23 protein-coding genes and 1 CRISPR repeat array (1 of these 24 running past the window's edge) are annotated in these 25,621 nt (G+C 47.2%); of the genes, 12 read left to right on the top strand and 11 right to left on the bottom strand.

What is annotated here, in order from left to right; all coding sequences use genetic code 11:
• Positions 1-276: a CRISPR direct-repeat array (repeat unit 37 nt; unit sequence GTTTCAATACCTCATAGGCATTATAGCTCATTTCAAG) (it extends 1,883 nt beyond the left edge of the window).
• Positions 277-521: 245 nt separating this feature from the next.
• From SPI9445_RS0107645 to SPI9445_RS27435, 3 genes are all read right to left on the bottom strand, one after another.
• Positions 522-2,663, bottom strand: coding sequence for a sensor histidine kinase (locus tag SPI9445_RS0107645; RefSeq protein ID WP_100227071.1), 2,142 nt, complete (start codon positions 2,661-2,663; stop codon positions 522-524).
• Positions 2,664-2,724: 61 nt separating this feature from the next.
• Positions 2,725-4,101, bottom strand: coding sequence for an ABC transporter substrate-binding protein (locus SPI9445_RS0107640; RefSeq protein ID WP_033374331.1), 1,377 nt, complete (start codon positions 4,099-4,101; stop codon positions 2,725-2,727).
• Positions 4,102-4,471: 370 nt separating this feature from the next.
• Positions 4,472-7,897 (bottom strand): PAS domain S-box protein, encoded by a 3,426-nt coding sequence (locus SPI9445_RS27435; RefSeq protein ID WP_083883505.1) that lies wholly within the window; start codon positions 7,895-7,897, stop codon positions 4,472-4,474.
• 346 nt (positions 7,898-8,243) lie between these two features.
• Between SPI9445_RS27435 and SPI9445_RS0107630 the strand changes: the two genes are divergently transcribed.
• From SPI9445_RS0107630 to SPI9445_RS0107600, 7 genes are all read left to right on the top strand, one after another.
• Positions 8,244-10,139 (top strand): alpha/beta hydrolase, encoded by a 1,896-nt coding sequence (locus SPI9445_RS0107630; RefSeq protein WP_164674483.1) that lies wholly within the window; start codon positions 8,244-8,246, stop codon positions 10,137-10,139.
• A 125-nt stretch (positions 10,140-10,264) separates the two neighbouring features.
• Positions 10,265-11,881 carry a class I SAM-dependent DNA methyltransferase gene (locus SPI9445_RS0107625; protein WP_017304148.1) on the top strand — a complete coding sequence of 539 codons (1,617 nt, stop codon included), beginning with the start codon at positions 10,265-10,267 and terminating at the stop codon, positions 11,879-11,881.
• Positions 11,881-12,297, top strand: a complete 417-nt coding sequence (locus tag SPI9445_RS0107620) for a XisH family protein (RefSeq protein WP_017304147.1) — start codon at positions 11,881-11,883, stop codon at positions 12,295-12,297. The genes SPI9445_RS0107625 and SPI9445_RS0107620 overlap by 1 nt, the downstream gene beginning before the upstream one ends.
• On the top strand, positions 12,285-12,620 hold the full coding sequence (locus SPI9445_RS0107615) for a XisI protein (protein WP_017304146.1): 336 nt from the start codon (positions 12,285-12,287) through the stop codon (positions 12,618-12,620). Before SPI9445_RS0107620 ends, SPI9445_RS0107615 begins: the two co-directional genes overlap by 13 nt.
• A 40-nt stretch (positions 12,621-12,660) precedes the next feature.
• Entirely contained in the window at positions 12,661-12,996 is a 336-nt protein-coding gene (locus SPI9445_RS0107610) for a XisI protein (RefSeq protein ID WP_017304145.1), read from the top strand.
• 40 nt (positions 12,997-13,036) lie between these two features.
• On the top strand, positions 13,037-13,369 hold the full coding sequence (locus SPI9445_RS0107605; RefSeq protein WP_017304144.1) for a XisI protein: 333 nt from the start codon (positions 13,037-13,039) through the stop codon (positions 13,367-13,369).
• A gap of 61 nt (positions 13,370-13,430) precedes the next feature.
• Positions 13,431-13,652, top strand: a complete 222-nt coding sequence (locus SPI9445_RS0107600) for a hypothetical protein (protein ID WP_017304143.1) — start codon at positions 13,431-13,433, stop codon at positions 13,650-13,652.
• A 228-nt stretch (positions 13,653-13,880) separates the two neighbouring features.
• Here SPI9445_RS0107600 and SPI9445_RS0107595 read toward each other — a convergent pair whose 3' ends face one another.
• The 3 genes from SPI9445_RS0107595 to SPI9445_RS0107585 form a co-directional block, all read right to left on the bottom strand.
• On the bottom strand, positions 13,881-14,066 hold the full coding sequence (locus SPI9445_RS0107595; protein ID WP_017304142.1) for a hypothetical protein: 186 nt from the start codon (positions 14,064-14,066) through the stop codon (positions 13,881-13,883).
• On the bottom strand, positions 14,063-14,407 hold the full coding sequence (locus SPI9445_RS0107590) for a hypothetical protein (RefSeq protein WP_017304141.1): 345 nt from the start codon (positions 14,405-14,407) through the stop codon (positions 14,063-14,065). Before SPI9445_RS0107590 ends, SPI9445_RS0107595 begins: the two co-directional genes overlap by 4 nt.
• An 81-nt stretch (positions 14,408-14,488) precedes the next feature.
• Positions 14,489-15,016 (bottom strand): hypothetical protein, encoded by a 528-nt coding sequence (locus tag SPI9445_RS0107585; RefSeq protein ID WP_026079604.1) that lies wholly within the window; start codon positions 15,014-15,016, stop codon positions 14,489-14,491.
• A gap of 282 nt (positions 15,017-15,298) precedes the next feature.
• On the opposite strand from SPI9445_RS0107585, the gene SPI9445_RS0107580 reads away from it, so the two are divergent.
• Together SPI9445_RS0107580 and SPI9445_RS0107575 are read left to right on the top strand one after the other, a co-directional pair.
• Positions 15,299-15,544: a type II toxin-antitoxin system RelN family antitoxin gene (locus SPI9445_RS0107580; protein ID WP_017304139.1), complete on the top strand. Its 246-nt coding sequence runs from the start codon at positions 15,299-15,301 to the stop codon at positions 15,542-15,544.
• The gene (locus SPI9445_RS0107575) at positions 15,534-15,881 is read left to right on the top strand and encodes a type II toxin-antitoxin system RelE/ParE family toxin (protein ID WP_017304138.1); all 348 of its coding nucleotides are present in this window, start codon (positions 15,534-15,536) and stop codon (positions 15,879-15,881) included. Before SPI9445_RS0107580 ends, SPI9445_RS0107575 begins: the two co-directional genes overlap by 11 nt.
• A 188-nt stretch (positions 15,882-16,069) precedes the next feature.
• Here the strand turns inward: SPI9445_RS0107575 and SPI9445_RS0107570 are convergent, their stop codons facing one another.
• A complete protein-coding gene (locus SPI9445_RS0107570; RefSeq protein ID WP_017304137.1) occupies positions 16,070-16,303 on the bottom strand; it encodes a ribbon-helix-helix domain-containing protein in 234 nt (77 codons plus the stop codon).
• 145 nt (positions 16,304-16,448) lie between these two features.
• Between SPI9445_RS0107570 and SPI9445_RS27430 the strand changes: the two genes are divergently transcribed.
• Both SPI9445_RS27430 and SPI9445_RS0107555 read left to right on the top strand, forming a co-directional pair.
• Positions 16,449-17,591 (top strand): restriction endonuclease subunit S, encoded by a 1,143-nt coding sequence (locus SPI9445_RS27430; protein WP_017304136.1) that lies wholly within the window; start codon positions 16,449-16,451, stop codon positions 17,589-17,591.
• A gap of 475 nt (positions 17,592-18,066) precedes the next feature.
• Entirely contained in the window at positions 18,067-21,207 is a 3,141-nt protein-coding gene (locus SPI9445_RS0107555) for a type I restriction endonuclease subunit R (RefSeq protein ID WP_017304135.1), read from the top strand.
• Between the two features lie 177 nt (positions 21,208-21,384).
• Here SPI9445_RS0107555 and SPI9445_RS0107550 read toward each other — a convergent pair whose 3' ends face one another.
• Genes SPI9445_RS0107550 through SPI9445_RS27425 form a run of 3 tightly spaced genes read right to left on the bottom strand, consistent with a single transcriptional unit; the run spans position 21,385 to position 23,584 of the window.
• Positions 21,385-21,615: a hypothetical protein gene (locus SPI9445_RS0107550; protein WP_017304134.1), complete on the bottom strand. Its 231-nt coding sequence runs from the start codon at positions 21,613-21,615 to the stop codon at positions 21,385-21,387.
• A complete protein-coding gene (locus SPI9445_RS0107545) occupies positions 21,602-22,726 on the bottom strand; it encodes a THUMP domain-containing class I SAM-dependent RNA methyltransferase (RefSeq protein ID WP_017304133.1) in 1,125 nt (374 codons plus the stop codon). Before SPI9445_RS0107545 ends, SPI9445_RS0107550 begins: the two co-directional genes overlap by 14 nt.
• A 9-nt stretch (positions 22,727-22,735) precedes the next feature.
• Entirely contained in the window at positions 22,736-23,584 is an 849-nt protein-coding gene (locus SPI9445_RS27425) for a hypothetical protein (protein ID WP_017304132.1), read from the bottom strand.
• Between the two features lie 276 nt (positions 23,585-23,860).
• Between SPI9445_RS27425 and SPI9445_RS0107535 the strand changes: the two genes are divergently transcribed.
• Positions 23,861-25,159, top strand: coding sequence for an ATP-binding protein (locus SPI9445_RS0107535; RefSeq protein ID WP_017304131.1), 1,299 nt, complete (start codon positions 23,861-23,863; stop codon positions 25,157-25,159).
• Between the two features lie 120 nt (positions 25,160-25,279).
• Here the strand turns inward: SPI9445_RS0107535 and SPI9445_RS0107530 are convergent, their stop codons facing one another.
• Complete coding sequence (locus SPI9445_RS0107530) at positions 25,280-25,516, bottom strand: NifU family protein (RefSeq protein ID WP_017304130.1); 237 nt, start codon at positions 25,514-25,516, stop codon at positions 25,280-25,282.
• Positions 25,517-25,621 lie beyond the last annotated feature (105 nt).

Raw genomic sequence — 25,621 nt, 5'->3', positions numbered from 1 at the left:
CAATATTGCCAGTTTCAATACCTCATAGGCATTATAGCTCATTTCAAGTCGCAGCCTTACCTTCCTTACCCATCCCCTTGGTCAGATGCTTGTTTCAATACCTCATAGGCATTATAGCTCATTTCAAGTTCGCGCTTCCCCATCCTATGTCGGTTGCGATGTTGTGTTTCAATACCTCATAGGCATTATAGCTCATTTCAAGCGCGAGCAGCGAGAAAGGTTGGCCAATTTATTGTTAGGTTTCAATACCTCATAGGCATTATAGCTCATTTCAAGAGCGGCACTCTGAAGCCGTGACCCCGTGGGACTTTCCTGCCCGACCTGCGCGACACCCACCCCAAAACTATAACACAGCCTCCGGGAAAAGACAAGAAAAGGCTGAAACCCTTGCCCTGTAAGGTGCGCGACAGTCTCCGAATGACAAAGCCATTCAAACCCAGACCCTCTTTGAGTTTCAGCCATTTTCCCGAATGCCGTCAAAAAAACACCCACCCCGTCGCGCAAATCACAGCAATCAATCCCTACCCCCTCACCTGCCGCAGGGGGATTTCCAGACAAAACCTTGTCCCCTCTCCCAGTCGAGAATCACAGGTAATAGTGCCTTGGTGGCGTTCCACAATGATAGAATAACTAATCGACATCCCTAAACCCGTCCCTTTACCGATGGGTTTCGTGGTAAAAAAGGGATCAAACAGTTTCCCCCGTACCTCCTCAGACATTCCGGGGCCGTTGTCGGCAATCTCAATCCTCACCCGATCTTCCCCTACTACGGCCGTGGTAATAGTGATTTGGGGGGAGGAATTGGGGGGGCGGTTTTCCTGCTCTTCTAGGGCATCTAAGGCATTGCTAATTAAGTTGACAAAGACTTGGTTCAATTGCCCCGGATAACAGTCTACGAGGGGCAAATCCCCATAGTGTTTGACCAGTTCAACTGGGGATGAGTCCCCTTTTCCTTTAAACCGATTGTACAGGATGAGTAAGGTACTCTCTAACCCAGTGTGAATATCGACGGCCTTTTGTTCGGACTCGTCGAGACGGGAAAAGGTGCGCAAGGAAAGGACAATTTCTCGGATGCGTTCGGTTCCAATGCGCATGGAGGTTAAGACTTTGGGTAAGTCCTCTTGTAAAAAGTCTAGGTCTATGTCCTCAATGTACTGTTCTAAATCCGGATGGGGGTGGGGATAAACCTGTTGATATTGTTCGACGAATCCTAGAAGGTCTTGGCTATATTGGTCAAGGTGGGAGAGGTTGCCGTGGATGAAGTTGACGGGATTGTTGATCTCATGGGCTACTCCGGCCACTAACTGCCCAAGTCCGGCCATTTTCTCGTTTTGGATGAGATGGGTTTGGGTTCTGGTGAGTTCTGCTAGGGTGCTTTCGAGTTCTTGATTTTTCAGTTGAAGGGCTTGGGTGCGTTCAAAAACGTTGGTTTCTAGGGTGTGGTTGTAGTCGGAGAGGGTTTGGTAGGATTGTTGCAGTTGGTCGATCATGTGGTTGAACCCTTGGGCTAATTGCCCAAGTTCGTTGTCCGTCAGGATGGGGGTTTGACAGGTGAGGTCGCCTGTACTGACTCGACGGGCGGTTTGGGCGATCGCACGAATGGGACGAATAATCTGCCGCCCTAACAAGACCATCCCCCCCGCCATCAGCGCGGAGAGGGTGATTCCAAGACCTAAGAGCAGTATGGCTAGGGAACGGGCCGGGGCGAAGGCTTCCCATTGGGACTGTTCCACTAACAGGGCTAAACCTTTACCCGGTAGGGCGGCATAAACCCCAATAACGGGCTGTTGGCGATAGTTGAGATATAATCCCTGGCCCCGTTGTCCTTTTAAGGCCTGTTGGATGCCGTAACTGTCGATGGAGTCCAGATCCTCTAGCTTCCCCCCAGCTTGAGCGGAAACTAGGACATTTTTAGCGGCTAAACTGCTGCCAATATCACTGACTAAGTAGGTTTCTCCCGTTGCTCCGAGGCTGACTTGTTGCCGGATAATCTGATCCATGCGGTCTAAGTTGAGGTGGGTGGCAAACAAACCCAGAGTTTGCCCTTGAGCGTTTTTGCTGGGTGTTGCTAGGGTCATTTGGGGGTTTCCTGTGCTGGCCGATCGATAAAAGTTGGACAGGAGGGGGGTGTTTTCGTCGCGGGTGATCTCGCTGTATTGGGAGAGTGGTTGGAATTGTCCAATAATTTGGCGATCGCTTGCTCCTAACACCCGTCCTCCCCGAGAGAGCAAAAAGACCTCCTCTAAGCCATCTTGGTACTCCACAAAACGCTCTAAATTCTCCTGTAAGGCCTGTTGGGCGACAACATAACGGGGATCCTGACTGGGGGTGGTTAAGAGAATTTGAGCGTTTTCCTCCACCGAGGGAAGATGGGAAAAGGCCAGTAAATCTTGACCTTGATCCGTCAGCCAACGGCCTAATTCTCGCTCTTTCAACGATGCCGTAATATTGAGTTGAGCAAAAACCGACGCTTTGAGGGCTTCTTTCGCCTGGACAAAGGCTAAATACCCCATCAAGGACACCATTGTTAGAGAAACGATGAGGAAAGAACCCACCAGTTGGACGAGTAGACGCTTACGCCAAAGATTTTGAACAGCCCCAAAGAGGGGGAGGGTTTTGGGGAATCTGGGAAAAAGGTGCGATCGCCTCAAGAATCGTCTCATAAGGGAGGTGGTCTGTTGTCTACTTTACTTGTATTGTAGAATTGCCCTACAACAAGCAGGTCTAACTATCTCCCCATTCCCGGAAAATCTCCTCAATCCGGGCGAGAGTCTCCTCCACAGCCACCGTCGCCGATACCCCATCCACGGCTACCCGTCTTAACGCTCTCCCCCACAAATTCTCCGCAAAAATCTGAGAATAAGGAGGCGATGTAATATACTCCAATGGCCGCACCTCTTTAAACTGTTCAGCCGCCACCGCAATATGAGGATTCGTCGATTCAGACCAAAACGGTTCTTCTAACAACGGCTTCATCACCGGAAAATAACGCCCCCCCGAATCTTGTAAATACAGACTCAAGTTTTCCGGTGTACTTAAATAACGCAAAAAATCCTTAGCCGCCTCGGGATGAGGAGAATCCGTAAAGGTTAAAACCTGTTTGACGGAAATTAACGTCTTTGCTACCTCCCCATCTGGTTCATTGGGTAAGGGATGGGTGACAATAGTTTGCGCCACTTCCGGATCCGTTTGTTGAGAACTCGGAATCGAAAGAGTCGGGTTGAACACCATCAATAACTGACGATTTAAAAAGGCTGTATTGTTATCCGGTACTCCCCAATTCACGGCATCGGGATGAATATAACCCTCTTGATAAAACCCCACAATCCATTCAATTAATCTCACTAAATTCTGCCGTAATTCTGGATCACTGACCCGAGGATTTCCCTCACTATCTAATAAGCTCACATCATAGGCTTCTAGAAAGTGTTCAAACTCATAAAAGGTGTCATTACTCATCGGAGAAACGGTCAAACCTACCCCATAGATATTCTCGTAACCCTTCGCACGTAAATTATCCTGGGCTTGTTGCCAAAATGCCCAAAAATCCTCCCAATTCTTAGGAATATCCTCTGGGGTAAATCCTGCCTCTTCTAATAAATCTCCCCAGTAATGAAGGTGAACCGTTTGCTGTTGCAAGGGAACGCCATAATAACTCCGTTCCCCAGTCGTTTTATTGAGCAAATAAGCGGACTTCACCGCGCTTTCTGTATAGAGGTTTTCCACGGGCTGAATTACCTCACTGAGATCGGGAACTTTCCCCTCCCAAGCTACTCGGGGATTCACCGCAAATTCTGCACGACGGTTATACGCAATGTCCGGCGGAGTCCCTTCGGCTAACGCATTTAATACTCTTTGCAAGTTTTCATCATCGTCGTAAAATGTTAACTCTACAGGTTGATTAATCTGCCGTTCCCACTGACGAACAACCCGGGATAAGGCCTCATCTTCGGCCGGATAAAAGCCCTTTGTCCACCAGATGGTAATGGGTTGAGTCGTCCCGGAGTCTGTCACAGCAGGGGGGGGAGATTGTGGCCAACAATTCACCAGTCCTAAACTCAAGCAAAATAGTAGGATCAGCAACAACTGTTTCGTTTTCATCAGCACTTTCAGGTAGTGTGGCATTTATTGGAAATAGATCCCCAAAAATCGACGAAAAAATCAGGGTTAGGGCTTGACTATTGACCTTGACAGAGGTATTATTAGATAATGGGAGTGGTGACGTTTTTTGATGAAAGCCACCACTCCCATTATGAAGCAAACTTAATTAAAATTATTCTCCCAACAACCGCGCACTTTGTCCAGAAAAAGTTACAGTTCTTAATTATTTTTTTTTCAAGAAAAAAGACGCAAAAATCCTGCCATTAATTCTCCCATTGATTCAACGTTAACCCCCCCGAACGTTCGTAACCTTGTGACATCCTCCCGACACTGACATTTGCTACGCAACGCTTTGCGTACAGTGCGGGGCTTACCGACGATTAGCTAACAACTCTATAATTAAATCAAAACGGAAGTCATTCACCCAAGCCTCAAGGGTTTGGAGAAGGGGTTGCTCCGAGGGGGGAAGCTGTGCGCACAACTCATAAACAGACTTGGGATCGGCTTCTAAAGCAGAACGATAAAGGGATTTTGTCCAATCTTCTGGGAGTCTCTTGATGTGGGAAAATAACTCCTCAGTTGTCCAAGTTTGGGTCAGAGATTGCGCCCCAGAAGCGGGAGAGGTTTCTGCATAAATATATTCCGCCCCCAGATATTGAGCCATTTTATTAAAAATAATCTGCTCTGGGAAAGGTTTGCGGACAAAATCATCACAACCGATCTCTAAAATCATAGAGCGTTGTTCTTCAAAGGCGCTGGCGGTGAGGGCAATAATCACCGTTTTCTGGCCTTGCAGGGTTGCCTTAATTTTCTGGGTCGCGCGATAGCCATCTAACACAGGCATCCGCATATCCATCCAAATCAGATGAGGTTGCCAGGTTTGCCAGAGGTCGATGGCTTCTTGACCATTGGCGGCAGTTTCCACGTCAAAACCCACGGGTTCCAATAATTTTAGGAGAAGTTGGCGATTTTCCCAACGGTCATCGACCACTAATATCCGATAGGCGGGTTGACCGGGGGCGAGGTGAATCACTTTGTTGGGATTATGATTCTCTAGGATGGGGCTAAAGGAGACGGCTTGGAGGGGGAGGGTAAAGGAGAAGGTTGAGCCTTGATTGACTTGGCTTTGGACGGTAATTTTTCCCCCCATTAACTGAACAAAGCTTTGACTGATGGAGAGGCCTAAACCAGTTCCGGTTTGGGATTGTCGTCCGCTTTCGGTTTGTTCAAAGGCTTTAAATAAATACTGGAGTTCCTGTTCTGCAATGCCTAATCCGGTATCGGTGACACTGAAGGTAATGGGAACGGTTTGTTCTGCTTCCCCTTGGTAGGAGGGGGGAACGGTGACGGTTAAACGGATGGTGCCTTGGGGGGTGAATTTAAGGGCATTACTCAGGAGATTAATTAAGACTTGGCGCAGTCGGCCTTCATCACCGAGAACATAAATGGGGACATGGGGGGAGAGTTCACAGGTGAGGGTGAGGTTTTGACTGCGCGCTTTTAGGGAGAGCATTTCCTCTAAGTTGGCGATGAGATTGTGTAGGTCAAAGTGGGTTTCTTGTAAGAGCATCCGTCCGGCTTCAATTTTGGAGAGGTCGAGGATGTCGTTGATTAAGTTGAGGAGGTGTTCTCCACTGTGGTTAATGATGGCGAGACTTTCGCGGTGTTCAGGTTTTAGGTTGTCGTCGCGACTGACGACTTGACTAAAACCGAGGATGGCGTTAAGGGGGGTGCGGAGTTCGTGGCTCATGCTGGCGAGGAACTGGCTTTTAGCGCGGTTGGCGGCTTCGGCTTGTTCTTTGGCTTTTTGTAGGGCGAGTTCGGCTTGTTTGCGATCGCTAATATCCCGAATCATCATCAAAACTTCATTCTCCCCACAGATCACAATGCGCACCTCTTCGTATTGGATTTGATCCCCAAAGTCCAGCTTTTGTTCATAGATTTGGGGTTCTCCTGTGGCGATCGCCTGCTGGAGCCGCTTAATCTGTTGGTCGGCTAAGTCCGGGGGCATAAAAACCCTAATCGACTGACCCACTTGGCTCTCATCGGCTAAATTCCGCACGTGACTTGACCCGGCCGACCCTAAATAAATCCCCTCCCCATTTAAACGAATGATTAAATCCGGGATAGCGGCCAACATAGCGCGATTGTGGGTTTCACTTTCGAGTAGTGCTGCCTCCGCCCGTTTGCGGTCGTTAATATCCTCCGTCATGCAGAAGGTATAACGCACCGTGCGATCCGGTTCTCGGATAGCACAGAGGGTCATCCTCGCCCAAACCACCTCCCCATCCTTGCGGACATAGCGTTTTTCCATGGAGAAGTTTTCCCGCACCCCGGCAAACACTTCCTCCACTAAACTCACATCAGCGTTGACATCTTCGGAGTAGGTGTAATCGGTAAAGTGCAGATGCTTCAGTTCCTCGGCACTGTAGCCTAATAATTTTTGCAGCGCCGGGTTACTTTCCACAATCACCCCATCTAACCCCGTTAAACCAATCCCCATCCCCGCATTTTCAAAAATGGCTCGAAAGCGCTCCTCTCGTTCCAGTAATTCCTGTTCGGCTTTTTGCCGTTGGGTAATATCTGTCACCATGGAGGCAAACCCCACCAATTCCCCCTGATCATTCACCAGAACGGTGTTATGCCACTCACAGACAATAATTTCACCCGTCTTGGTGATATTTTCATTAATCGAGTAAGTCCCTCCTTGATGAACGGCTAGATTGCCAATGGTGTGATCAACCTCGGAACGGGCTTGGGTGGGGACTAATAAATCAATGCCCTGTTTGCCGATCACCTCAGCCGCACTATAGCCAAAAATCCCTTCTGCGGCGGGGTTCCAGGCGATAATTTCCCAGTTTTTGCTCCACTCAATCACCCCGAGGGGACTTTGTTGGACTAAAAAGGTCAGACGTTCTTGGGAAGCGCGCAATGCTTGGGTGATCTGTTTCCGTTGGGTAATTTCCCTTTGCAGTTGTTGATTTTCGGCCTGTTCCGCCTTGAAGCGGGAAACCTGAGCAATGGCCATCCCCACTGTTAGGGCAAGGGATTCCACCAGTTCGATTTCTTCTGGAGTCCAAGGTCGTTGGTCAACGCATTGATGAATGGCAATCAACCCATTGGCTACCCCCCGGAATGCCGTTCGCACCAGTAACAAGGACTGGATCTGCAATTGGGCGGCCAGGGCTTGATAGTCCCCCAGTTGGGCATCCTCCGCCGGATTGACTGACGTAATCGCCTGCTCCTGACTCAGGACAAACTCAGCATAACTATTTTTCCAGACGGGAATTTCCAACGCCGGATCGATTTCATAGGGGGTAATAGTATAAAGACCTTGAATCATCAAGGTTCCCACTGTGCGCGCTTCCTCGTCGGTTTTCGGCTGGTATAAATGCACGATGACACGACTCACACCCAAAAGGCGGCCAATTTCTTGGGCTGTGGTGTTTAAAATCTCCTCTAAACTCAACAGACTTTGAATCTCTTGGTTGATTTTTTTCCCCAAGAGGGTGTAGTGCAGTTGTTGCTCATAATGGCGTAACAGTGCTTCCTGTTGGTGGGCTAAGGTCTGTTGTTGTTGACCATAGCGGAAAATTAACCCCAATCCGGTGGTAGATCCGAACAAGACCCCCCACAACAGGAGACTGAGCAGGGGAGGAGTCCCCATGTTCCCGTAGAATAGTGCCATGAGCGTGACGGCGCTGGCAATGGCGAAGCATTGCATGAAACCGAAGAGTTGTAGCGTCCTGTTGAAGGACAGGAAAGCTATCGGACCGGGGAGAAGTTGAAAGGTCATCGAAAACTTTAGGTTAGCAACCCCGTCTTTTCCTCTCGCTTGGAGCAAGGCGGATAGACGGCTTTATAGGGGCGTGGCCGTTGTTTCAGGGCAATTATTCCACGAACTGACCCACTTGTTGTTCACTTCGTGACGCTTCGCGAACGTGAAACGTTGCGTAGCAAACGGGCAAGGGATCACCTTATTTTATCCAAAACGGCTAGTATTTGGCGCTGTCTTCAGTATTACTACTGAGGATACCTCAAGGGCGGGGAAAATCTTTTGGGAAACCAATCATCCCGATGAATAGTCTTGAGGTTTGGTAGGATCAAAGGCATTCTATTTTCGCTTAATGCACGATGGGATAATGATCACAAGAGAACGTTTCCGCCCAAGGCACGGGGAGGTACTCAACCCTTGCCCCTTTCGCTTCACCGTCAACCGTTGGCGTGGTTTTCGTCCCAGTCCCCTCCAGACTGGGCTGGCCTCTAGAATTACTAAAACCTGTCTAGGAGCGATCGCCCTTTTGACCCTCGCCGCCACTCCAGGAGCCGCGGCCGAGCAGTTGGTGCTGAAAATGGGCTGGTTGGAAACGACCGTTTCCATCGAAGAGTTAAGCCAATTTGTCCGCACCGGAGAAGTGAGTCCCTCCCTCGAAAGGTTAACCCCGCTCCTCACCCCCCAAGTCCGGGAGTTACTGGGGCAGCATTTGGCGGTCAATCCTGACATTGCTGATAGTTTCCTGAACAAATTTCTCCAATCCCAAGATGGCCGACGGTTATTAGAAGACCTACAGAAAGCCCTCCCCGGTAGCAGTGGGGCGGAGATTAAGGCCGCTTTGTATTTGACCCTACGACAGGCGGAAGATATTAGTATCCTAGGGTTTTTGCAGACTTACCCCTACGAAACCCTAACCATTGATGCGATCGCCGCAACCTCCATCGCCTTACAATTAAATGCCTCCAGAATCCAAAGTCAACTCCTCGGCCCGGCTCTCGCCAAGCATCTCCAGTCTACCTCCGGAAATCTCGCCTCCTTTGCCCCTCCCTTTGATCCCACCCTCCCCGGCCCCGAACAAGTGCGCCAGCGTTCCCTACGCCTCCACGATCGCCAACGTCGCCGTCGCATCCCCGTAGATTTGTACTATTCCTCCCGCACCCGTGGCCCGGTGGTAGTGCTATCTCATGGCTTTGCCGCCGATCGTCGTTTTCTCAGTTACCTTGCCCACCATTTAGCCTCCTACGGCTTTAGTGTCGTCGCACTAGAGCATCCCGGCAGTAATATTGACAACCTCGCCCAAATTGGCTTAGAACTCCAACCGACGGATGTTCTTCCGGCCGCCGAATTTCGAGATCGTCCGGCTGACGTGAGTTTTGTATTAGATGAATTAGAGCGCCTCCGTGAAACCTGGGGCTATTTAGGCGATAAATTCAACACCCAAGAAGTGGTCATGATTGGTCACTCCTTGGGGGGCTATACCGCCTTGGCCTTGGCCGGGGGAGAATTAGACTTAAAAGCCCTGCGGTCTTACTGTCAACGGCGGAAACCCTTGGGACGAGCGCCCGCCGACTGGTTACAATGTGCTGGGGGGGCGCTTCCCCACAGTAAATTACGGTTGCGGGATAGTCGGGTGGTTAAGGCGATCGCACTCAACCCCGTCGTCGGTCATTTATTCGGCGAAAAAGGCTTAGAACAAGTCGAAACCCCCACCTTCATCCTCAGTCACACCGAAGATGCCATTACCCCCGCCCTAGACCATCAACTGCGACCCTTCCAACAATTAACCACAGAAAAATACCTCCTCACCATCTCCGGAGCCACCCACATGAGCGCCACCAACTTAGCCCACAGTAAAAGCACCATCGCCCAAAGCACTTGGGTCCGAGAAGTCATGGGCGACGAAGCAGAACCCGTCCGGGAAGCCATGAAAGGGATTACTCTAGCCCTCGTCAATCAACACACCCCCCAAAGCCCCGCCTACCGTCACTTTTTAACCCCCACCTATGTAGAATCCCTCTCCACCGGGGCCTTAGAATTCCGTCTCACCCAAGACATTCCCCGACCTCTGGGCACCTGGCTAGAAATGATAGACCGAGGGAATCAGCAATTAGTCTATTATCCTGAAGCCAACCCTTCCCCTTCCCTCTTAGCGCGTGTTCAGAACGGATGGGATAATCTCTGGGGAATGATTCGCCGCCCGGATTCTTGTCTAGGTCAGTTGAATCGGATTTTTACCAGTTTACTCAGTAATGATCCCGCCTAGACCCTGAACCTAGACACTCCCCCCTCTCCTATACCTCGTAATCTTGACAAGTTAAGACTCCAAGTTATACCAAATTAAACAGACTTGAAGGCCAACCGAAAAAACATAGGCAAGAGGGAATAAAGATGCCGAAAAAACAAGCTCAACCCAAAACCCAGGAAACCCTAGAACAAAAGCTCTGGAAGTCTGCCGACAAACTGCGCAAAAACATGGACGCGGCAGAGTACAAGCACATTGTTTTAGGCTTAATTTTCCTCAAATACATCTCGGATGCCTTTGAAGTGCTGCATCAGAAACTCATATTAGGGGAGGGAGACTATCAAGGCGCAGACCCGGAAGACAAAGACGAGTATCTCGCCGAGAATGTGTTTTTTGTGCCATTAGAGGCCCGTTGGTCTTCTCTTCAAGCGAAGGGAAAACAGCCGGATATCGGCAAGTTAGTTGATGAGGCAATGACCGCCATTGAACGGGAAAACCCCCACCTGAAAGGGATTTTACCCAAAGTCTACGCCCAGCAGAAACTGGATAAAAGTTCCTTGGGGGGATTAATCGACCTCATCGGTAGTGCTAAATTAGTCAGCGACAACAAAGCCACCCCCGAACAACTGAACCTAGACCTAGACCAAAACGCGCAAAAACTCAGCCAAGGGGACATATTAGGCCAGGTTTATGAATATTTTCTGGGAGAATTTGCCCTCGCAGAAGGGAAGAAAGGGGGACAGTTTTACACCCCAGAAAGTATTGTGAAATTATTGGTGGAGATGGTCGAACCTTACGAGGGGCGGGTGTTTGACCCTTGCTGTGGGTCTGGGGGAATGTTCGTCTGGAGTGAAAAATTTGTCCAGCACCATCAAGGACGAATGGATAATATCTCCATTTACGGCCAGGAGAGCAACGAGACAACTTGGCGACTGTGCAAGATGAATTTAGCCATTCGGGGGATTGATACCTCTCAGATTAAATGGAATGGGGAGGGGTCTTTTCTCAATGATGCTCACCCGGATTTAAAGGCTGATTTTATCTTAGCGAATCCGCCTTTTAATGATAGTGATTGGAGTGGGGAACTGTTGCGGAAAGATGGACGCTGGCAGTATGGAGTTCCCCCAGAAGGAAATGCTAATTTTGCTTGGGTACAGCATTTTATTTATCATTTGGCACCGACAGGCAGCGCGGGGTTTGTTTTGTCCAATGGGTCCTTATCTTCTAATACGGGAGGAGAGGGGGAAATTCGCCGCGCTATTGTGGAGGCGGATTTAGTCGATTGTATTGTTATGTTACCCACCCAGTTATTTTTTAATACGGGGATTCCGGCCTGTTTGTGGTTGCTGAGTCGTCACAAAAACGGCAATAAAAACCGGGAACGTCGGGGAGAGGTTTTATTTATCGATGCCTCGGAGTTGGGGTATATGGTGAATCGCCGCAATCGGGCGTTTTCCGATGAAGATATCGCCAAGGTTGCCGAGACTTATCATCAATGGAAACGGAAGGGGGGCAAATATCACGATATTAAGGGATTTTGTAAGTCGGCAAAGTTGGCAGAGATTGAAAAGCACAATTTTGTTTTAACTCCGGGGCGTTATGTGGGGATTCCTGATGAGGAGGATGATGGGATTCCGTTTGAGGAGAAGATGGCGGAGTTAACCCAAGAGTTAGGGGAACAAATGCGGGAGGGGGCAATTTTGGATGAGGAAATTAAGCGGCAGTTGGCAAAGGTGGGGTTTAAAATTGAGGAGGGGGATTAATGCCTGCTAAGGATATTTACCATGATGCGGTGAGAAATGCTTTAATTAAGGAAGGGTGGACTATTACTGATGATCCTTTGATTTTGTCGATTGGCAAAAGAGATTTATTTGTAGATTTAGGGGCAGAAAAGTTAATTACGGCGGAGAAAGATCATCAAAAAATTGCTGTAGAAATTAAAAGTTTTATCGGTAAATCGCGGATTGACGATCTGGAAAAGGCACTGGGGCAGTATATTCTTTATGATGAGATTATGATGGACAAGCAAGAGAATAGAATGCTCTATCTGGCGATTAAAAAATCAGCTTATGAAGATATTTTTGAGGAACCTATTGGGCGGTTACTTTTGCGGCGAAATATTGTTAAGTTGTTGGTGTTTGACGAAAAAAGAGAGGTGATTTTGGAATGGATACAATAGCTCAATATTATTCAATTATTTATCCAATTTTAAAGGAATATGCAGACCTTCCCTATCGTTTCGGGGAAGTTCAACGTCGTTTGATTGTGAGTGATGATAAAACTCACTATTTTTTTATGACTTGGGGATGGGAACGAGGAACTAGGATTCATGGTTGTATTGTTCATTTGGAGATTGTGGGGGATAAAGTTTGGATTCATCAGGACGGTTTAGAGGATGGGATAGCGGATGATTTATTGCGAGCAGGAATTCCCCCGGAGAAAATTGTTTTGGGGTTTCATCCTCCAGAGGTGCGACCTCATACGGGGTTTGCGGTGGGTTGAATTTATGAGTTTTTGCTGCTAAAAAAGAGGAGGTTTTACAATGGATTCTTTGGGCAATATTGGGGGGATTCTTGAAAAAATACTCTTAGAATATACAAAGATTCCTTATGCTTACGGGGATTTACAATGTCGTTTAATTGTTAGCCAAGATGGGCATAATTTTTTACTGATTACTCAGGGATGGCATGATGATGTACAAGTTCATGGCTGTCTAGTTCATTTGGAGATTGTGGGGGATAAAATCTGGATTCATCGAGACGGTTTAGAGGATGGGATAGCGGATGATTTATTGCGAGCAGGAATTCCCCCAGAGAAAATTGTTTTGGGGTTTCATCCTCCAGAGGTGCGACCTCATACGGGGTTTGCGGTGGGTTGAATTTATGAGTTTTTGCTGCACAACAGGAGGTTGTGGAGTCATGGATTCCCTAAATTATTATCAAATAATCAAAGAAATTTTAGAAGAGTATGCAAAATTACCTTATGCTCACGGCAATTTACAGCGAAAGCTAGTTATTGCAGAAGACCATCAGAATTATTTGTTATTGACGGTGGGAGATGTGAATGGAAAGCGGGTTCATGCTTGTATTGTTCATTTGGAGATTGTGGGGGATAAAGTTTGGATTCATGAGGACGGTTTAGAGGATGGGATAGCGGATGATTTATTACGAGCAGGAATTCCCCCGGAGAAAATTGTTTTGGGGTTTCATCCTCCAGAGGTACGACCTTATACGGGGTTTGCGGTGGGTTGATTGGTGGTAGAATGGAGAAGATAGTCGTTAGTTTTTACAAAGTTGTTTAAGGAAGTTTTCTATGTTGGTCAAAGGAATTAAACGAGGAAAAACAATAGAATTATTAGAGGAAATTGATGTTCCTGATGAAAGAGAGGTTCTCTTAGAGATTAAAGAAGTCCCAAGTTTTTGGACGGTTTATCAAAATTATCGAGCAAGGATGGCACAGGAGGGGATTGTTTTTGAAGATGAGATGTTCGAGAATTTGCGCGATCGCTCTGTGGGACGAGAGGTAGATTTATGAGCTTAAGGTTCAAGAGGCAGAAACCGGGTTTCAAGGTGGAGTTTATAAAACCTTGTGCTTGACATAAAATCATTATTTCGGAACACCGGGTTGGTGGTGGGGTAAGTTGAAAAACAAGGTTTTTTGTAGGTTGGATGCAGTGATAGCAAAACCCGACAATCCCCCAACTGTAGCCAAATTAAGAGAGAGTAAGCACTTTATTACTACCAATGACCAACGAACCACCATTCACAAATCAGATCCCATAGTTTGCTGTAAACGTCGTAACCGTTTTTGTCGATTTTCCTGCTCTAACTGCATCGTAATATTTTCTAATTCCAACGTTGCTGCTTCGATGGATAAACGACTACGACGCAAATTCACTAACAACTTCTGAGTAACTTCAGGATTAGGAAAAGAACATTGATCTGTCATGGTAAATTCCACTCTCTTTTGACTTCTTGAATACTTCGCTCCATCGCGGGCAGTTCTATCTGGATGCGCTCAATTGACTGATGGATTAAGTTTAACATATCAGCCGAGATGCTTGGTTGAGACTCAGCGATGCGTAACTGAAAATTAGACAAGCGAGAAAACCAAGGTGCAGCCCGTTCTGATACATTTTTGAGTTCATCTAACAACGAGATCGTCTCATTTGTTTCTCCAAATCGTTCAAACAACGTTAATTCTGTTAATGTGGCTGCATCAATAATCTCTAATAACTGGCGTTTCAAAGTCCAGATAGTTTCTGCAAGCTCATGGGGAAATTGTGCCATATTCGCTGTTTTTGCCTCACTCCTTACCAATTTTAACTCTTAACCGTGAAAAGCAAAACCCAACACTTTAATTTCCTTCAGTTAACCCACAGCCAAAAGTTCATCAAGCTTATTTTTCAACGTTGGGGACATCATTAATGGATTGTAGACCTCTCCCGCGTAAGGTTGCCAAATATAATTAGCACTGAAAGCGCGAAATCCTGATAAACTCCCTAACTCTTGTTCAAAAGACTTTGCTAAAACTAACCCTGGGATAGATAAACTAGATAATTCCTCCATCAGTTCACTGTAAGTCCTGAACTCATCGACTTCTACACCAACCAACGCATAACGAAAAGTTGTAGCAAGCTGTAAAGACTGATAGAGTAGAATTCCTAACTCTGTCATTAAATAGGCACTTTCAGGACTATCTATCCCCACTTCACTAAGATGATTGAACGAAATCCGACACCACCAGTTTTCCTCTATATCTTGAAATATATCGGTGCAACATTTGCATTGATGACCATTAGAAAGCAAGTATGATATTCCCTCAAAATATCCCGCAAATTGATGAACATTGCTCTCATCCGAACCACATTCTGCTGACAAACTAAATATCCATGACATCTTGCATAGTCTCCTAATTTTTTTAGATATCTAATGCCATACCACGATAGTAAAGTTTTGCCATATTTCATTTTTTGTTCTGGTTTACGGGTAGATTTTTTGGTTGCAGAGTTATCAAACTTAGATTATTGTATCAGAAGCTAGACCTATTAGTAGTTATCTGTAGGTTGGGTGCAGCGACAGCGAAACCCAACAATCCCCCAAACCCAGAAGCTGGACATTAGAAACGCAAATCCAGCTAATCAGCCTTAAAATTCCTCAAACCCCTAAACTCGAAACACAATGAAAGCCATTGAAACTACAGCCACAATTAACGAAAGTGGAGAATTGACCCTTGATTACTCCCTAGGCATTACCAAACCTCAGCGAGTCCGCCTCATTGTCTTAATGCTAGAAGAAGACGAAGAAGACCCCAGCGAAACACCTACTGAAATCGCCATAGAAGGCATTAAACAAGGACTACAGGAAGCCTTCACGGGACAAACTCTCCCCCTCTCAGAAATGTGGGAGGGTATTGATGCAGAGTGAACCATCACCCATCCAAATCGCCTTAACTCCTCGCTTTAAACGCGACCTCCGAGAACTGGTCAAACGCTATCGGTCAATCCGCACGGATATCCAACCTTTAATCGAGCAACTACAAGCGGGTCAAACTCCCGGAGATAGAATATCAGGGCTTCAATATCAAGTCTTCAAAGTTCGTCTCAAAAACAGCAATATTCAAAAAGGAAAAAGTGGCGGCTATCGAGTCATTTATTATCTCAAGAACGAACAAAACATCATCCTAGCAACCATTTATTCTAAGTCTGATTTATCAGATATTAGTAATCGAGTTATTGAAGAAATAATTTATCAATACGAGTAACAAAATTACATTATACGAAAACCCCCGGTTTTTGCTTAAGGTTCAAGAGGCAGAAACCGGGTTTCAGAAAGGTTATAGTCGCCGTCCTAATTGATGCCAGAAACCCGGTTTCAAGGTGGAGTTTAGAAACCGGGTTTTTGCTAGGGTTTACTGGGAAAACTAGACAATCAACGCAACCCGGTTTCTGGTTAAGGTAAGCGGTTGAAGATGCGATCGAAGACCTGTTCTCCATCTATCACTTGTCCCTGTTCAATTTGAGTGACACCGATCGCGATTTCCTGACGCAGTTCAGTTAGGTATTGCTGGCGTTGATCTAGGAGTTCTAGGGCGGCTAAGATGACCTCATGGGCGGATTGATAATGTCCTGAGTTGAGTTGATCCGCAATCCGTTGTTCTATTTCTGGGGTGAGTGATAGGTTCATGGCACCAGTAGGAGCGTTATGGACTACCTTGATTATAGTCGCGCAGGAGTAGGGTGGGCATTGCCCACCCTACAATTACTGTGGGATAATCAGGGTTTGAGGGTTTAGAGGGTTGGGTTCTTTTTTGTAAGGTGGAGTTTGAGTTATGAGTGAGTGGAAGGAGACAAAAATCAGTGATATTGCAGATTTCAATGTAAATTCAATAAATAAAGACTTTAAGTTTAATTTCATTGAATATATAGATACCTCATCTGTTGAGAAAGGAAGATTGTTAAATACTCAAAAACTTAAACTAAAAGAAGCCCCAAGTAGAGCTAAAAGAAGAGTACAAAAAAACGACATTTTAATTTCATCAGTTCGACCAAATCTAGAACATTACTACTTCATAAAAAAATGTAGTAAAAATACTATTGTATCAACAGGATTTGTTGTTATCACCCCTAAAGAAATAACTGACCCTTATTTCTTATATTGCTTACTTACTAGCCAAAAATACACTCAATATTTAACTTCAATAGCCAATAGTCATACATCAACTTATCCTTCATTTAATCCCGATATAATCAGCGATTCAATATTGCCTATTCCCGGCATTCAAGAACAAAAACGAATAGCTGCCGTTTTATCCTGTCTAGATGATAAAATCGAAAACCTCAGAAAACAAAACGAAACCCTAGAAAAAATCGCGCAGACGCTGTTTAAGCATTGGTTTATTGACTTTGAGTTTCCCAACGAGAACGGCCAACCCTATCGCTCCTCCGGTGGGGCGATGCAGCCTTCCGAGTTAGGCGCAATCCCCGCAGGTTGGCGCGTCGGTAAGTTGGGGGATGTTGTGGATGTATTTACAGGATTTCCATTTAAAAGTGATTTATATAGTTTTGATTCTGGAATTAGAGTTGTAAGAGGAGAAAATGTTTCTTTAGGTTTTTTAAGATGGGATACAGAAAAAAGGTGGAATCATGATATAGATTCTTATGACAATTATTTTTTACAAAAAAATGACTATATAATTGGTATGGATGGTTCTAGAGTTGGAAAAAACAGGACTATTATTTTTGAGTCTAGCTTACCTCTGCTTTTGGCGCAAAGAGTGGCTGGATTGAGAGCTAAAAAAAGTACCTTTTATCAAGGCTATATAAATATATTACTAATGAATAAAAAGTTTGAAAAATACGTTGATTTCATAAAAACTGGCACATCAATTCCACACATTAGTGGTAAACAAATAAAAGATTTTGAATGTCTTGTTCCTTGTCATGATTCTCTTAAAAAATTTCAAATTTTTTAAGATATTTGGTCAAATAAAAAGAGTAATATTCAAGAACAAATCCAAACCCTAACCAAAACCCGCGACACCCTCCTCCCTGAACTGATGAGTGGAAAACTCCGAGTCCCCGAATGATATTTTTAGATTGCATCAGAGAAAATATAGTCATTTCAATTGTGCTTGAGACAAAACATCAGGGGCGCAAGCATTGCGCCCCTACAGCAAATCAAAATATATCGTAGGGGCGCAATGCTTGCGCCCCTAAAGAATTGTATTAATCTTAGTTGAAATGACTATAAGTTAGGGTTTTTCGGACTCAATTTAAGCCCTAATCTACCGGACAAAGCTTTTGGGCGTAGGCAATACGCCCCTACAATTTGGGGGGTTCGGGAATGAATCCCAACGCTGACCGGACAAACATTTTCATCTCGTTTATAGTGAAAGTAAGCCTTTCCACCCAATAAAGCGCAACTACGAACCTAGTTTTTCTAAAGCGATGTCATACCTTAGCGAAGACTCTATAGAACAAAATGCCCTCGAACATCTAACCACCTTGGGTTATGAATACCGCAACGGCTACGATATCCAACCCAATGGCCCCCACTCGGAACGGGAAAATTTGAATCAAGTTGTCCTGATAGACCGACTGAAAAAGGCCATCCACCGTTTAAACCCCCACATCCCCGCCGATAGCCAACAACAAGCCCTAACACAACTCCTCAACATCGCTACCCCCGACCTCCTCAACAATAACCAAACCTGCCACCAATACCTCACCGAAGGCATCACCGTAGAATTCCAACAAGAGGGAGAAACTAGAGGCGAACCCCTGCAAGTCATCGACTGGAAACAGCCAGAAAATAACGAATTTCTCGCCGTTAACCAATTCACCGTCAGGGAAAATAACCACACACGCCGCCCCGATATCGTCCTATTTATTAACGGCCTGCCCCTGGTGGTGATTGAACTCAAAAACGCCGCCGACCCCCAAGCTACCGTTAAAAGTGCCTTTAACCAACTGCAAACCTATAAACAAGAAATCCCCAACCTCTTCACCTATAACGCCCTCTTGATCGTCTCCGACGGCCTCACCGCCCGCCTGGGGTCCCTCTCCACCGACTATAACCGCTTTCTCCCTTGGAAAGACCCCGACCCCCCCAACTCCCCAGAAAACGAACTAGAAACCCTGATTAAACGAGTTCTCAACCCCGCCACCCTCTTAGACCTGATCCGCCACTTTACGGTTTTTGAACAAACCAAAACTATCAACCCAGAAACCGAAATTGTCCGGGTGCAAACGATAAAAAAAATAGCCGCCTATCACCAATATTACGCCGTTAATAAAGCCCTGGATTCCGTCCACCGGGCTGCCTCTGACCCCAAAAATCGCAAGGGCGGCGTTCTCTGGCATACCCAAGGAAGCGGAAAATCCCTGTCGATGGTCTTTTTAGCGGGAAAATTAGTCCTGAGTCTCGATAACCCCACCTTGGTTATTCTCACCGATCGCAACGACCTAGACGACCAACTGTTTGATACCTTCGCCGGATGCCGCCAACTCCTGCGCCAAGACCCCCAACAGGCCAACAACCGCGCCCAAGTGCGAGAACTCCTGAATGTGGGGTCGGGGGGGATTGTCTTTACCACGGTTCAGAAATTCGCCCCGGAAGACAACGAAACCCTCTATCCTCAAATTAGCAACCGTTCTAATATTGTTGTCCTTGCGGATGAAGCCCACCGCAGCCAATACGGTTTTAAAGCCCGACAAGTCACTCTCAAAGATGCAGCAGGAAACGAAATCGGCAAACAGACTAAATACGGCTTTGCTAAATATATCCGCGATGCCCTGCCTAATGCTACTTTTGTCGGCTTTACGGGAACTCCCATTGAACAAGGGGATAAAAACACTCCGGCTATCTTCGGCGACTATATCGACATCTACGATATCGCCCGTGCGGTGGAAGATGGGGCCACGGTTCCCATTTACTATGAAAGCCGCCTGGTGAAAGTAGATTTAGACGCAACGGGCCGCCAACTCCTCGATGAACTGGAGGAAGACCTAGCCTTTGAAGACCTAGACCAGACCCAAAAAGCCAAGGCGAAACAGACTCAACTGGATGCCATTGTAGGTTCTACCCAACGCCTCGCCATCATTGCCCAAGATATTGTCACCCACTTTGAGCAACGGCAAACCGCCAACCGAGGAAAAGGGATGATTGTTACCATGAGTCGGGCTATAGCGGCTAATCTCTATGAACAGATCGTCAAACTCCGTCCCCAGTGGCATGATGACGCGCTCAAAGGGGGAAAAATTAAAGTCGTGATGACCGCTTCTGCTGCCGATGAAGCCTCCCTCGTCCGCCACCATACCACCAAAACCCAACGGCAAATTCTGGCTCAACGGCTGAAAGACCCGGAGGACGGCCTAGAGTTGGTGATTGTCTGCGATATGTGGCTAACGGGGTTTGATGCGCCCTGCCTCCATACCCTGTATATTGACAAACCCCTCAAAGGTCATAATCTTATGCAGGCGATCGCACGGATTAACCGAGTTTACTTTGAGAAAACCGGGGGCTTGATTGTAGACTATCTCGGTTTAGCGGCCTATTTGAAAGAAGCCCTGGCCTTTTACTCCCAAAGTGGCGGCAAAGGTAGCCTCACCCTCGACCAAGACCAAGCCTTAGCGGTGTTTCTGGCTAAACTGGAGGTGGTCGAGCAGATTATGGCAGATTGTGACTACCAAAGTTATTACACCGCCGACACGAGAGCAAAACTAAACCTGCTGAAAACCGCCACCAACTACGTCGCCCACCCCTCCCGTAAAAGCCGCTTTCAAGATGCCGTCCTCGCCCTGTCTAAAGCCTATTCTCTCGCGGTTCCCCATCCTGAAGCCTTGAGTCGGGCGGAGGCGGTGTCCTTTTTCCAAGCTATCCAAGGGAGTCTGAAAAAACTGGAATCTCGCAACGGCGGATTGAGCAATGGGGAGATCGAGATGGCCATTCGTCAGGTAGTGGATCAAGCGTTAGTCTCCGATGCGGTGGTGAACATCCTAGACGAAGCCGGGATCAAAAACTCCCATGTTTCGATTACTTCCGATGAATTCATGGCCGAAGTGCGGGGGATGGAACATCAGAACCTAGCGGTAGAAATCTTGACGCGGTTATTAAAGGACGAGATCCGGGCGAAAAGTCGCACCCAATTAGTCCAGAGTCGTCACCTCTGGGCGATGCTGGAGGAAGCCCTACGCCGCTATCAGAACCAAGCGATCGGCGTTGCAGAGGTACTTGAGGAGTTACTGGCGATCGCCAAAGAAACCCAGGCCGCCCAACAACGGGGGGAAGAATTGGGACTGGAACCCTACGAACTCGCCTTTTATGAGGCCTTAGCCCAAAATAACAGCGCCAGGGAGGTGATGGGAAAAGATAAACTCCGAGAACTGGCGATTGTCTTAGTGCAGAGAATCCGCCAAAATGCCAGTATTGACTGGAATCTCAAAAGCAGTGTGCAGGCGAGAATGAAAGTTATGGTTAAACGTCTCTTGCGACATTATGGTTATCCCCCAGATATGCAGGCGCTGGCCGTTGAATTAGTTTTAGAACAGGCGGCCCTGTTGGCGGAGTTGGAGGGGAACAGGGAATAGGCAATCTTGACAAGTTAAGGCTCAATTGAGCTTGAATTAGGGTCTGCTGAATATCTCTCTAAGCAGTGTTACTAGGACTTTTAGCCGTTTATACCAAATTAAATAGGGTCTGCTGAATAACACGCCTATGCTAGGCTCAACAAGGGAACAGGGAACTCTTAACAGGGAACAGATCATCTAAAACTGGCACGATTGCCTATTCCCGACTCCCGACTCCCGACTCCCGATTCCCGATTCCCGACTCCCGATTCCCGACTCCCGACTCCCGACTCCCGACTCCCGACTCCCGACTCCCGACTCCCGACTCCCGACTCCCGATTCCGATTCCCGACTCCCGACTCCCGACTCCCGACTCCCGATTCCCCAACTCTCGGACTTATTCAGCAAGCCCGAACTAATACAAATCATATTTCAACAGCGTACAAGGTAAAGAACCATTATAAACCGGAAAACGACGGGAGGCTTTTAACCCAACTTTTTTAGTTAACTCTTTATTGCCCGACAAAATATAAGCCGTCCAACCTGTAAAACGCTGTTTAAATAAATCGCCTAATAATTTATAAAAACTGCCCAATTCTTCCACTTCTCCTAAGCGTTTTCCATAGGGGGGATTACAAATCAAAATCCCCGGTTCTGTGGGGGGATAAATGTCCTCCATCTCTTGCACTTGAAACTGGATAGAGTCGCCTAAACCACAGTATTGGGCATTGGTGCGCGCTTGTTGTATGATCTCACCATTGCGATCGCCTCCCCACAAGGGCGCTGGAAATTTATCCCGTTGCTGTTCTAAAGCCTCCTGACGCAATCTTTGCCAAAGGTCCGCGTTAAAATCAGACCACCGTTCAAAGGCAAATTCTCCCCGCACTAACCCCGGAGCAATGTTTAAACTTTGGAGGCCGGCCTCTAATAAAATAGTCCCAGAGCCACATAATGGGTCATAGAGGGGCGTTTCGGGGGTCCATTGGGCTAATCGTAACAAAGCACTCGCTAACGTCTCTTTGAGGGGTGCAGCCCCCATTGCGGGACGATAACCGCGACGGTGTAGACTACTGCCAGAACTATCTAAACTCAGGATGGCGCGGTCTCGGTGAATGTGCAAGTTTAACATCAAGTCCGCTTCTTGGGAGTCCACACTAGAACGCCGTCCCATTTGCTCCCGTTGTTGGTCTACTATGGCATTTTTCACCTGTAAGGCCGTGAAGTGGGTATGATTTAACTGGGCATTCGTTCCCGTACAGTGAACCGATAGGGTTTGGTCTGGGGTGAGATAGTCCCGCCAGTCGATTTTCTGCACTTCTCGATACAATTGATCCCCATTCCGACAGGGAAAGTTTCTCACCGGGACAAACACCCGAAACAGTAAGCGACTCCACAGGTTGACGCGATAGAGTAATTCTTGATTCCCTTGAAAATAAACCCCTGTAAAATCGGGTTGAACCTCTTCGGCGCCCAATTCGGTTAATTCTTGGGCGGCTATTTCTTCTAGGCCTCGGGCAACGGTAGCAAAATATTGGGTCATCAGTAATCCCTAACTCTCCACGGCCATTTTTTCTAACTTGCGAGAAAAACCCGAGGACTTCTTATCCAACAGGGGGATAAACTTACGGATGGCGCTGGGGTAATAGGGGGTAGGGTTGGCATTCACAGAGGGTAATGTGGGGCGTTCTGGCTTGCCTTTTTCCGGTTTAGGGGACTCCAGAGGTTCGGGGGCGGTTTCAGCCGTTGTGGGGGCAGCTAGGGGCCTTTCCTGCGGCGTTTCGTCGGGAGGGGTTAAATCAGGAGGAGAGAGAGTTTCAGGCTCTCGGGACTTGGAGATGCGATCGCCTTCCCCGGAAAAATCCTCCCCAAACCACTCATCTGACAACACAATAGGCAACACCGTTAAAGGCGCGATGGGTGTACTATCTAACTCCAACTCCTCCCCCTCCCACTCCAACAACTCGGAGAGGTGTTGTTCCTGTTCTCTCGTCACCGCTAACTGACTCTCTAAAGTCCTCTCCTCCTGCACCTTATCCTCCTCATCATCAAGATATTCCAGATACTCAGGAATTGGTTCCGCCTCCAGCGCAAAATAATCCGGAAACCTGCGACAAATTAACCGCTCAAAATCCGCCGTAAAACGGGGGAATGGCTGTTCTCGTCGCAACCACAAGCGCAGGATTTGTTCAACCGACACCCCCTTATAGCGTCCCTGATACAAAGCCTCAATCACCGCCGAACGAATCCAACTTGCCTCATAAACCTCTAACCATTGCAAGACCAACTCAGCCGCCGTGACCCCCTTGGTATCAAAACCATAGTAGGACATCAACACCACCGCTTGAACAACGGCTGACTTTTGGGAGAAACCTGAAGCTGAAAAATCGGAAGATGTCATCGAAACAATCAGGAGGGATAAAGGAAGAAAAAGCCGATCTAGAAGCTCTTAGCACCGAGCCATGACACCGTAATATTACCGAAAAGGGCGAGAATCAGTGCAAGATAGTAGGAGCAGAGAGAGAAGTTGTACAGTTTCTTCCCCAATATCATAGCCAAACCTGTGCGCCCTCCTCTTAATCTGGTCTGAGTTTTTTCCCGAGGGAGACAAACTCCTCCCCACCAACCCAGTGCCAGTCTTCAATCCTCGTCCATTTCCATTCTTTATATTTAGGGTATGTCTCCGTCAAATCCATCCATCTACGTCCTCCAACAAAAAGCCGCCTCACTCTTGCTTTATCAAGGCGTTCTACGGCATCCCATTGGGGAAGCCTTTCTCTCCCTACTTGATGCACTACAAACCGCTAATCCCATCCTTTGTCTCCAAGCTTACAGCCATTGGTTTCATCAACTTGCCACCACTCACCAAAGTTGGCAAGATTATCTGGTTAATTCCATCTTGTGGGATGACAACCCCTTTAGCCAGCAGGTTCAACGGACTTCTGTCGAAGACTTACCCCCCGTCTTAGTTCAAGCCGTGACTCACGACTTACAAGCCCTGCAAGCTCTTTATCAATGTACAGGAGAGCAATTAAGTTATTGGGTGCAGAATCTCTCGAAAAGTATTGTTGCCCCGGTGCCTTGGAATCTAGACATTCCCTTGATTTGTCCGGGCGCTTTTCTCCATCAACAAACTCGCTGGGAGGAAGGGGTGATTAAGTTGGCGGTGTACTATCAACAGTATGGTTGTGGCCTTTTTGCCCGTTATCGGGCGTTACGCTGGCAAGATGGGGAATTTATCGGGATTCCTAACCCGGATCCGGTGCAAATTGAGGAAATTATTGGTTATGAAAGCCAAAAACGAGCTTTAATCCGCAATACAGAGTTTTTGTTAGCCAGTCATCCCGCCCTTCATGTGTTGCTCTATGGCAGTCGCGGCACGGGGAAATCCTCTTTGGTGAAAGGGCTGCTCAATCAGTTTGGAGAGTGTGGGTTACGCTTGGTAGAGTTGGAAAAGTCTCATCTCAATGCGTTGCCCGAAATTGTGGAGCGTCTGCGGGGGGTGCCGCAAAAGTTTATTATTTTTGTTGATGATCTGTCCTTTGAAGAAGACGATGAGGCGTTTAAATCTATGAAGGTAGTTCTTGAAGGCAGTGTAACAGCAAAGGCTCCCAATGTGGTGGTGTATGCGACTTCTAACCGTCGTCATCTGGTGCGGGAGTTTTTTAGCGATCGCCCTCGTCCTCAAGATGCCTCAGAAATCCACTACTGGGACACGGTACAGGAAAAACTCTCATTTAGCGATCGCTTCGGTCTGACCCTTACCTTTGAACCCGCCAACCAAGACACCTACTTACAAATCGTTCACCATCTCGCCCGACAATCCCAAATTAACATCAACTCAGCCGACTTAGAATTTCGAGCGAAACAGTGGGCAACCCGCAATAATGGGCGTTCTGGCCGAACCGCCAAGCAGTTCATCGAACAGTTAAAAGCCGAGTTAGCCATGATCAACAATGGCTCCAATCCCTATTAATTAGGGCTTGCTGAATAACTGGGCTAGGGAACGGGGAGCAGGGGGAAGAGTGAATCACCAAAACCCTGGCCGATTGCAAGAGGGCCGATTCCCCAATAGACTCGCGGCTCTAGGCCAAGACTAGATCACTTGTTCAACTTCCGCGATTTCCGGGATAAACTCCCGCAAACGCCGTTCAATCCCCATTCTCAACGTCATGGTAGAACTAGGACAAGAACCACAAGCGCCTTGTAAACGCAGTTTCACCACCGGCCCATCAATTTCCACTAATTCTACATTTCCACCATCCGCCATCAAATAAGGGCGCATTTCATCAAGAACTTGTTCTACGTTTTCGTTGGTTAGTGCTAATGACATCGTTTTTTGTCCTTTCTTGCTAATATGATAGCCCAACGGCTACCCCTTTATTCTCTAATCCTTGGGGCATTCTGTCATCTGGCAAAAGACAGAACCTCTTATTTT

The sequence above is a fragment of the Spirulina subsalsa PCC 9445 genome, assembly GCF_000314005.1.
In the GTDB taxonomy this organism is placed as follows: Bacteria; Cyanobacteriota; Cyanobacteriia; order Cyanobacteriales; family Spirulinaceae; genus Spirulina_A; species Spirulina_A subsalsa.
This window is presented reverse-complemented; position numbering and strand designations above follow the sequence as displayed.

What these genes read in the sequence shown, in the direction of transcription:
- SPI9445_RS0107645 (WP_100227071.1), bottom strand. Translation starts at nt 2,663, where the DNA reads ATGAGACGATTCTTGAGGCGATCGCACCTTTTTCCCAGATTCCCCAAA.
- SPI9445_RS0107640 (WP_033374331.1), bottom strand. Translation starts at nt 4,101, where the DNA reads ATGAAAACGAAACAGTTGTTGCTGATCCTACTATTTTGCTTGAGTTTA.
- SPI9445_RS27435 (WP_083883505.1), bottom strand. Translation starts at nt 7,897, where the DNA reads ATGACCTTTCAACTTCTCCCCGGTCCGATAGCTTTCCTGTCCTTCAAC.
- SPI9445_RS0107630 (WP_164674483.1), top strand. Translation starts at nt 8,244, where the DNA reads ATGATCACAAGAGAACGTTTCCGCCCAAGGCACGGGGAGGTACTCAAC.
- SPI9445_RS0107625 (WP_017304148.1), top strand. Translation starts at nt 10,265, where the DNA reads ATGCCGAAAAAACAAGCTCAACCCAAAACCCAGGAAACCCTAGAACAA.
- SPI9445_RS0107620 (WP_017304147.1), top strand. Translation starts at nt 11,881, where the DNA reads ATGCCTGCTAAGGATATTTACCATGATGCGGTGAGAAATGCTTTAATT.
- SPI9445_RS0107615 (WP_017304146.1), top strand. Translation starts at nt 12,285, where the DNA reads ATGGATACAATAGCTCAATATTATTCAATTATTTATCCAATTTTAAAG.
- SPI9445_RS0107610 (WP_017304145.1), top strand. Translation starts at nt 12,661, where the DNA reads ATGGATTCTTTGGGCAATATTGGGGGGATTCTTGAAAAAATACTCTTA.
- SPI9445_RS0107605 (WP_017304144.1), top strand. Translation starts at nt 13,037, where the DNA reads ATGGATTCCCTAAATTATTATCAAATAATCAAAGAAATTTTAGAAGAG.
- SPI9445_RS0107600 (WP_017304143.1), top strand. Translation starts at nt 13,431, where the DNA reads ATGTTGGTCAAAGGAATTAAACGAGGAAAAACAATAGAATTATTAGAG.
- SPI9445_RS0107595 (WP_017304142.1), bottom strand. Translation starts at nt 14,066, where the DNA reads ATGACAGATCAATGTTCTTTTCCTAATCCTGAAGTTACTCAGAAGTTG.
- SPI9445_RS0107590 (WP_017304141.1), bottom strand. Translation starts at nt 14,407, where the DNA reads ATGGCACAATTTCCCCATGAGCTTGCAGAAACTATCTGGACTTTGAAA.
- SPI9445_RS0107585 (WP_026079604.1), bottom strand. Translation starts at nt 15,016, where the DNA reads ATGTCATGGATATTTAGTTTGTCAGCAGAATGTGGTTCGGATGAGAGC.
- SPI9445_RS0107580 (WP_017304139.1), top strand. Translation starts at nt 15,299, where the DNA reads ATGAAAGCCATTGAAACTACAGCCACAATTAACGAAAGTGGAGAATTG.
- SPI9445_RS0107575 (WP_017304138.1), top strand. Translation starts at nt 15,534, where the DNA reads ATGCAGAGTGAACCATCACCCATCCAAATCGCCTTAACTCCTCGCTTT.
- SPI9445_RS0107570 (WP_017304137.1), bottom strand. Translation starts at nt 16,303, where the DNA reads ATGAACCTATCACTCACCCCAGAAATAGAACAACGGATTGCGGATCAA.
- SPI9445_RS27430 (WP_017304136.1), top strand. Translation starts at nt 16,449, where the DNA reads ATGAGTGAGTGGAAGGAGACAAAAATCAGTGATATTGCAGATTTCAAT.
- SPI9445_RS0107555 (WP_017304135.1), top strand. Translation starts at nt 18,067, where the DNA reads ATGTCATACCTTAGCGAAGACTCTATAGAACAAAATGCCCTCGAACAT.
- SPI9445_RS0107550 (WP_017304134.1), bottom strand. Translation starts at nt 21,615, where the DNA reads ATGATTTGTATTAGTTCGGGCTTGCTGAATAAGTCCGAGAGTTGGGGA.
- SPI9445_RS0107545 (WP_017304133.1), bottom strand. Translation starts at nt 22,726, where the DNA reads ATGACCCAATATTTTGCTACCGTTGCCCGAGGCCTAGAAGAAATAGCC.
- SPI9445_RS27425 (WP_017304132.1), bottom strand. Translation starts at nt 23,584, where the DNA reads ATGACATCTTCCGATTTTTCAGCTTCAGGTTTCTCCCAAAAGTCAGCC.
- SPI9445_RS0107535 (WP_017304131.1), top strand. Translation starts at nt 23,861, where the DNA reads ATGTCTCCGTCAAATCCATCCATCTACGTCCTCCAACAAAAAGCCGCC.
- SPI9445_RS0107530 (WP_017304130.1), bottom strand. Translation starts at nt 25,516, where the DNA reads ATGTCATTAGCACTAACCAACGAAAACGTAGAACAAGTTCTTGATGAA.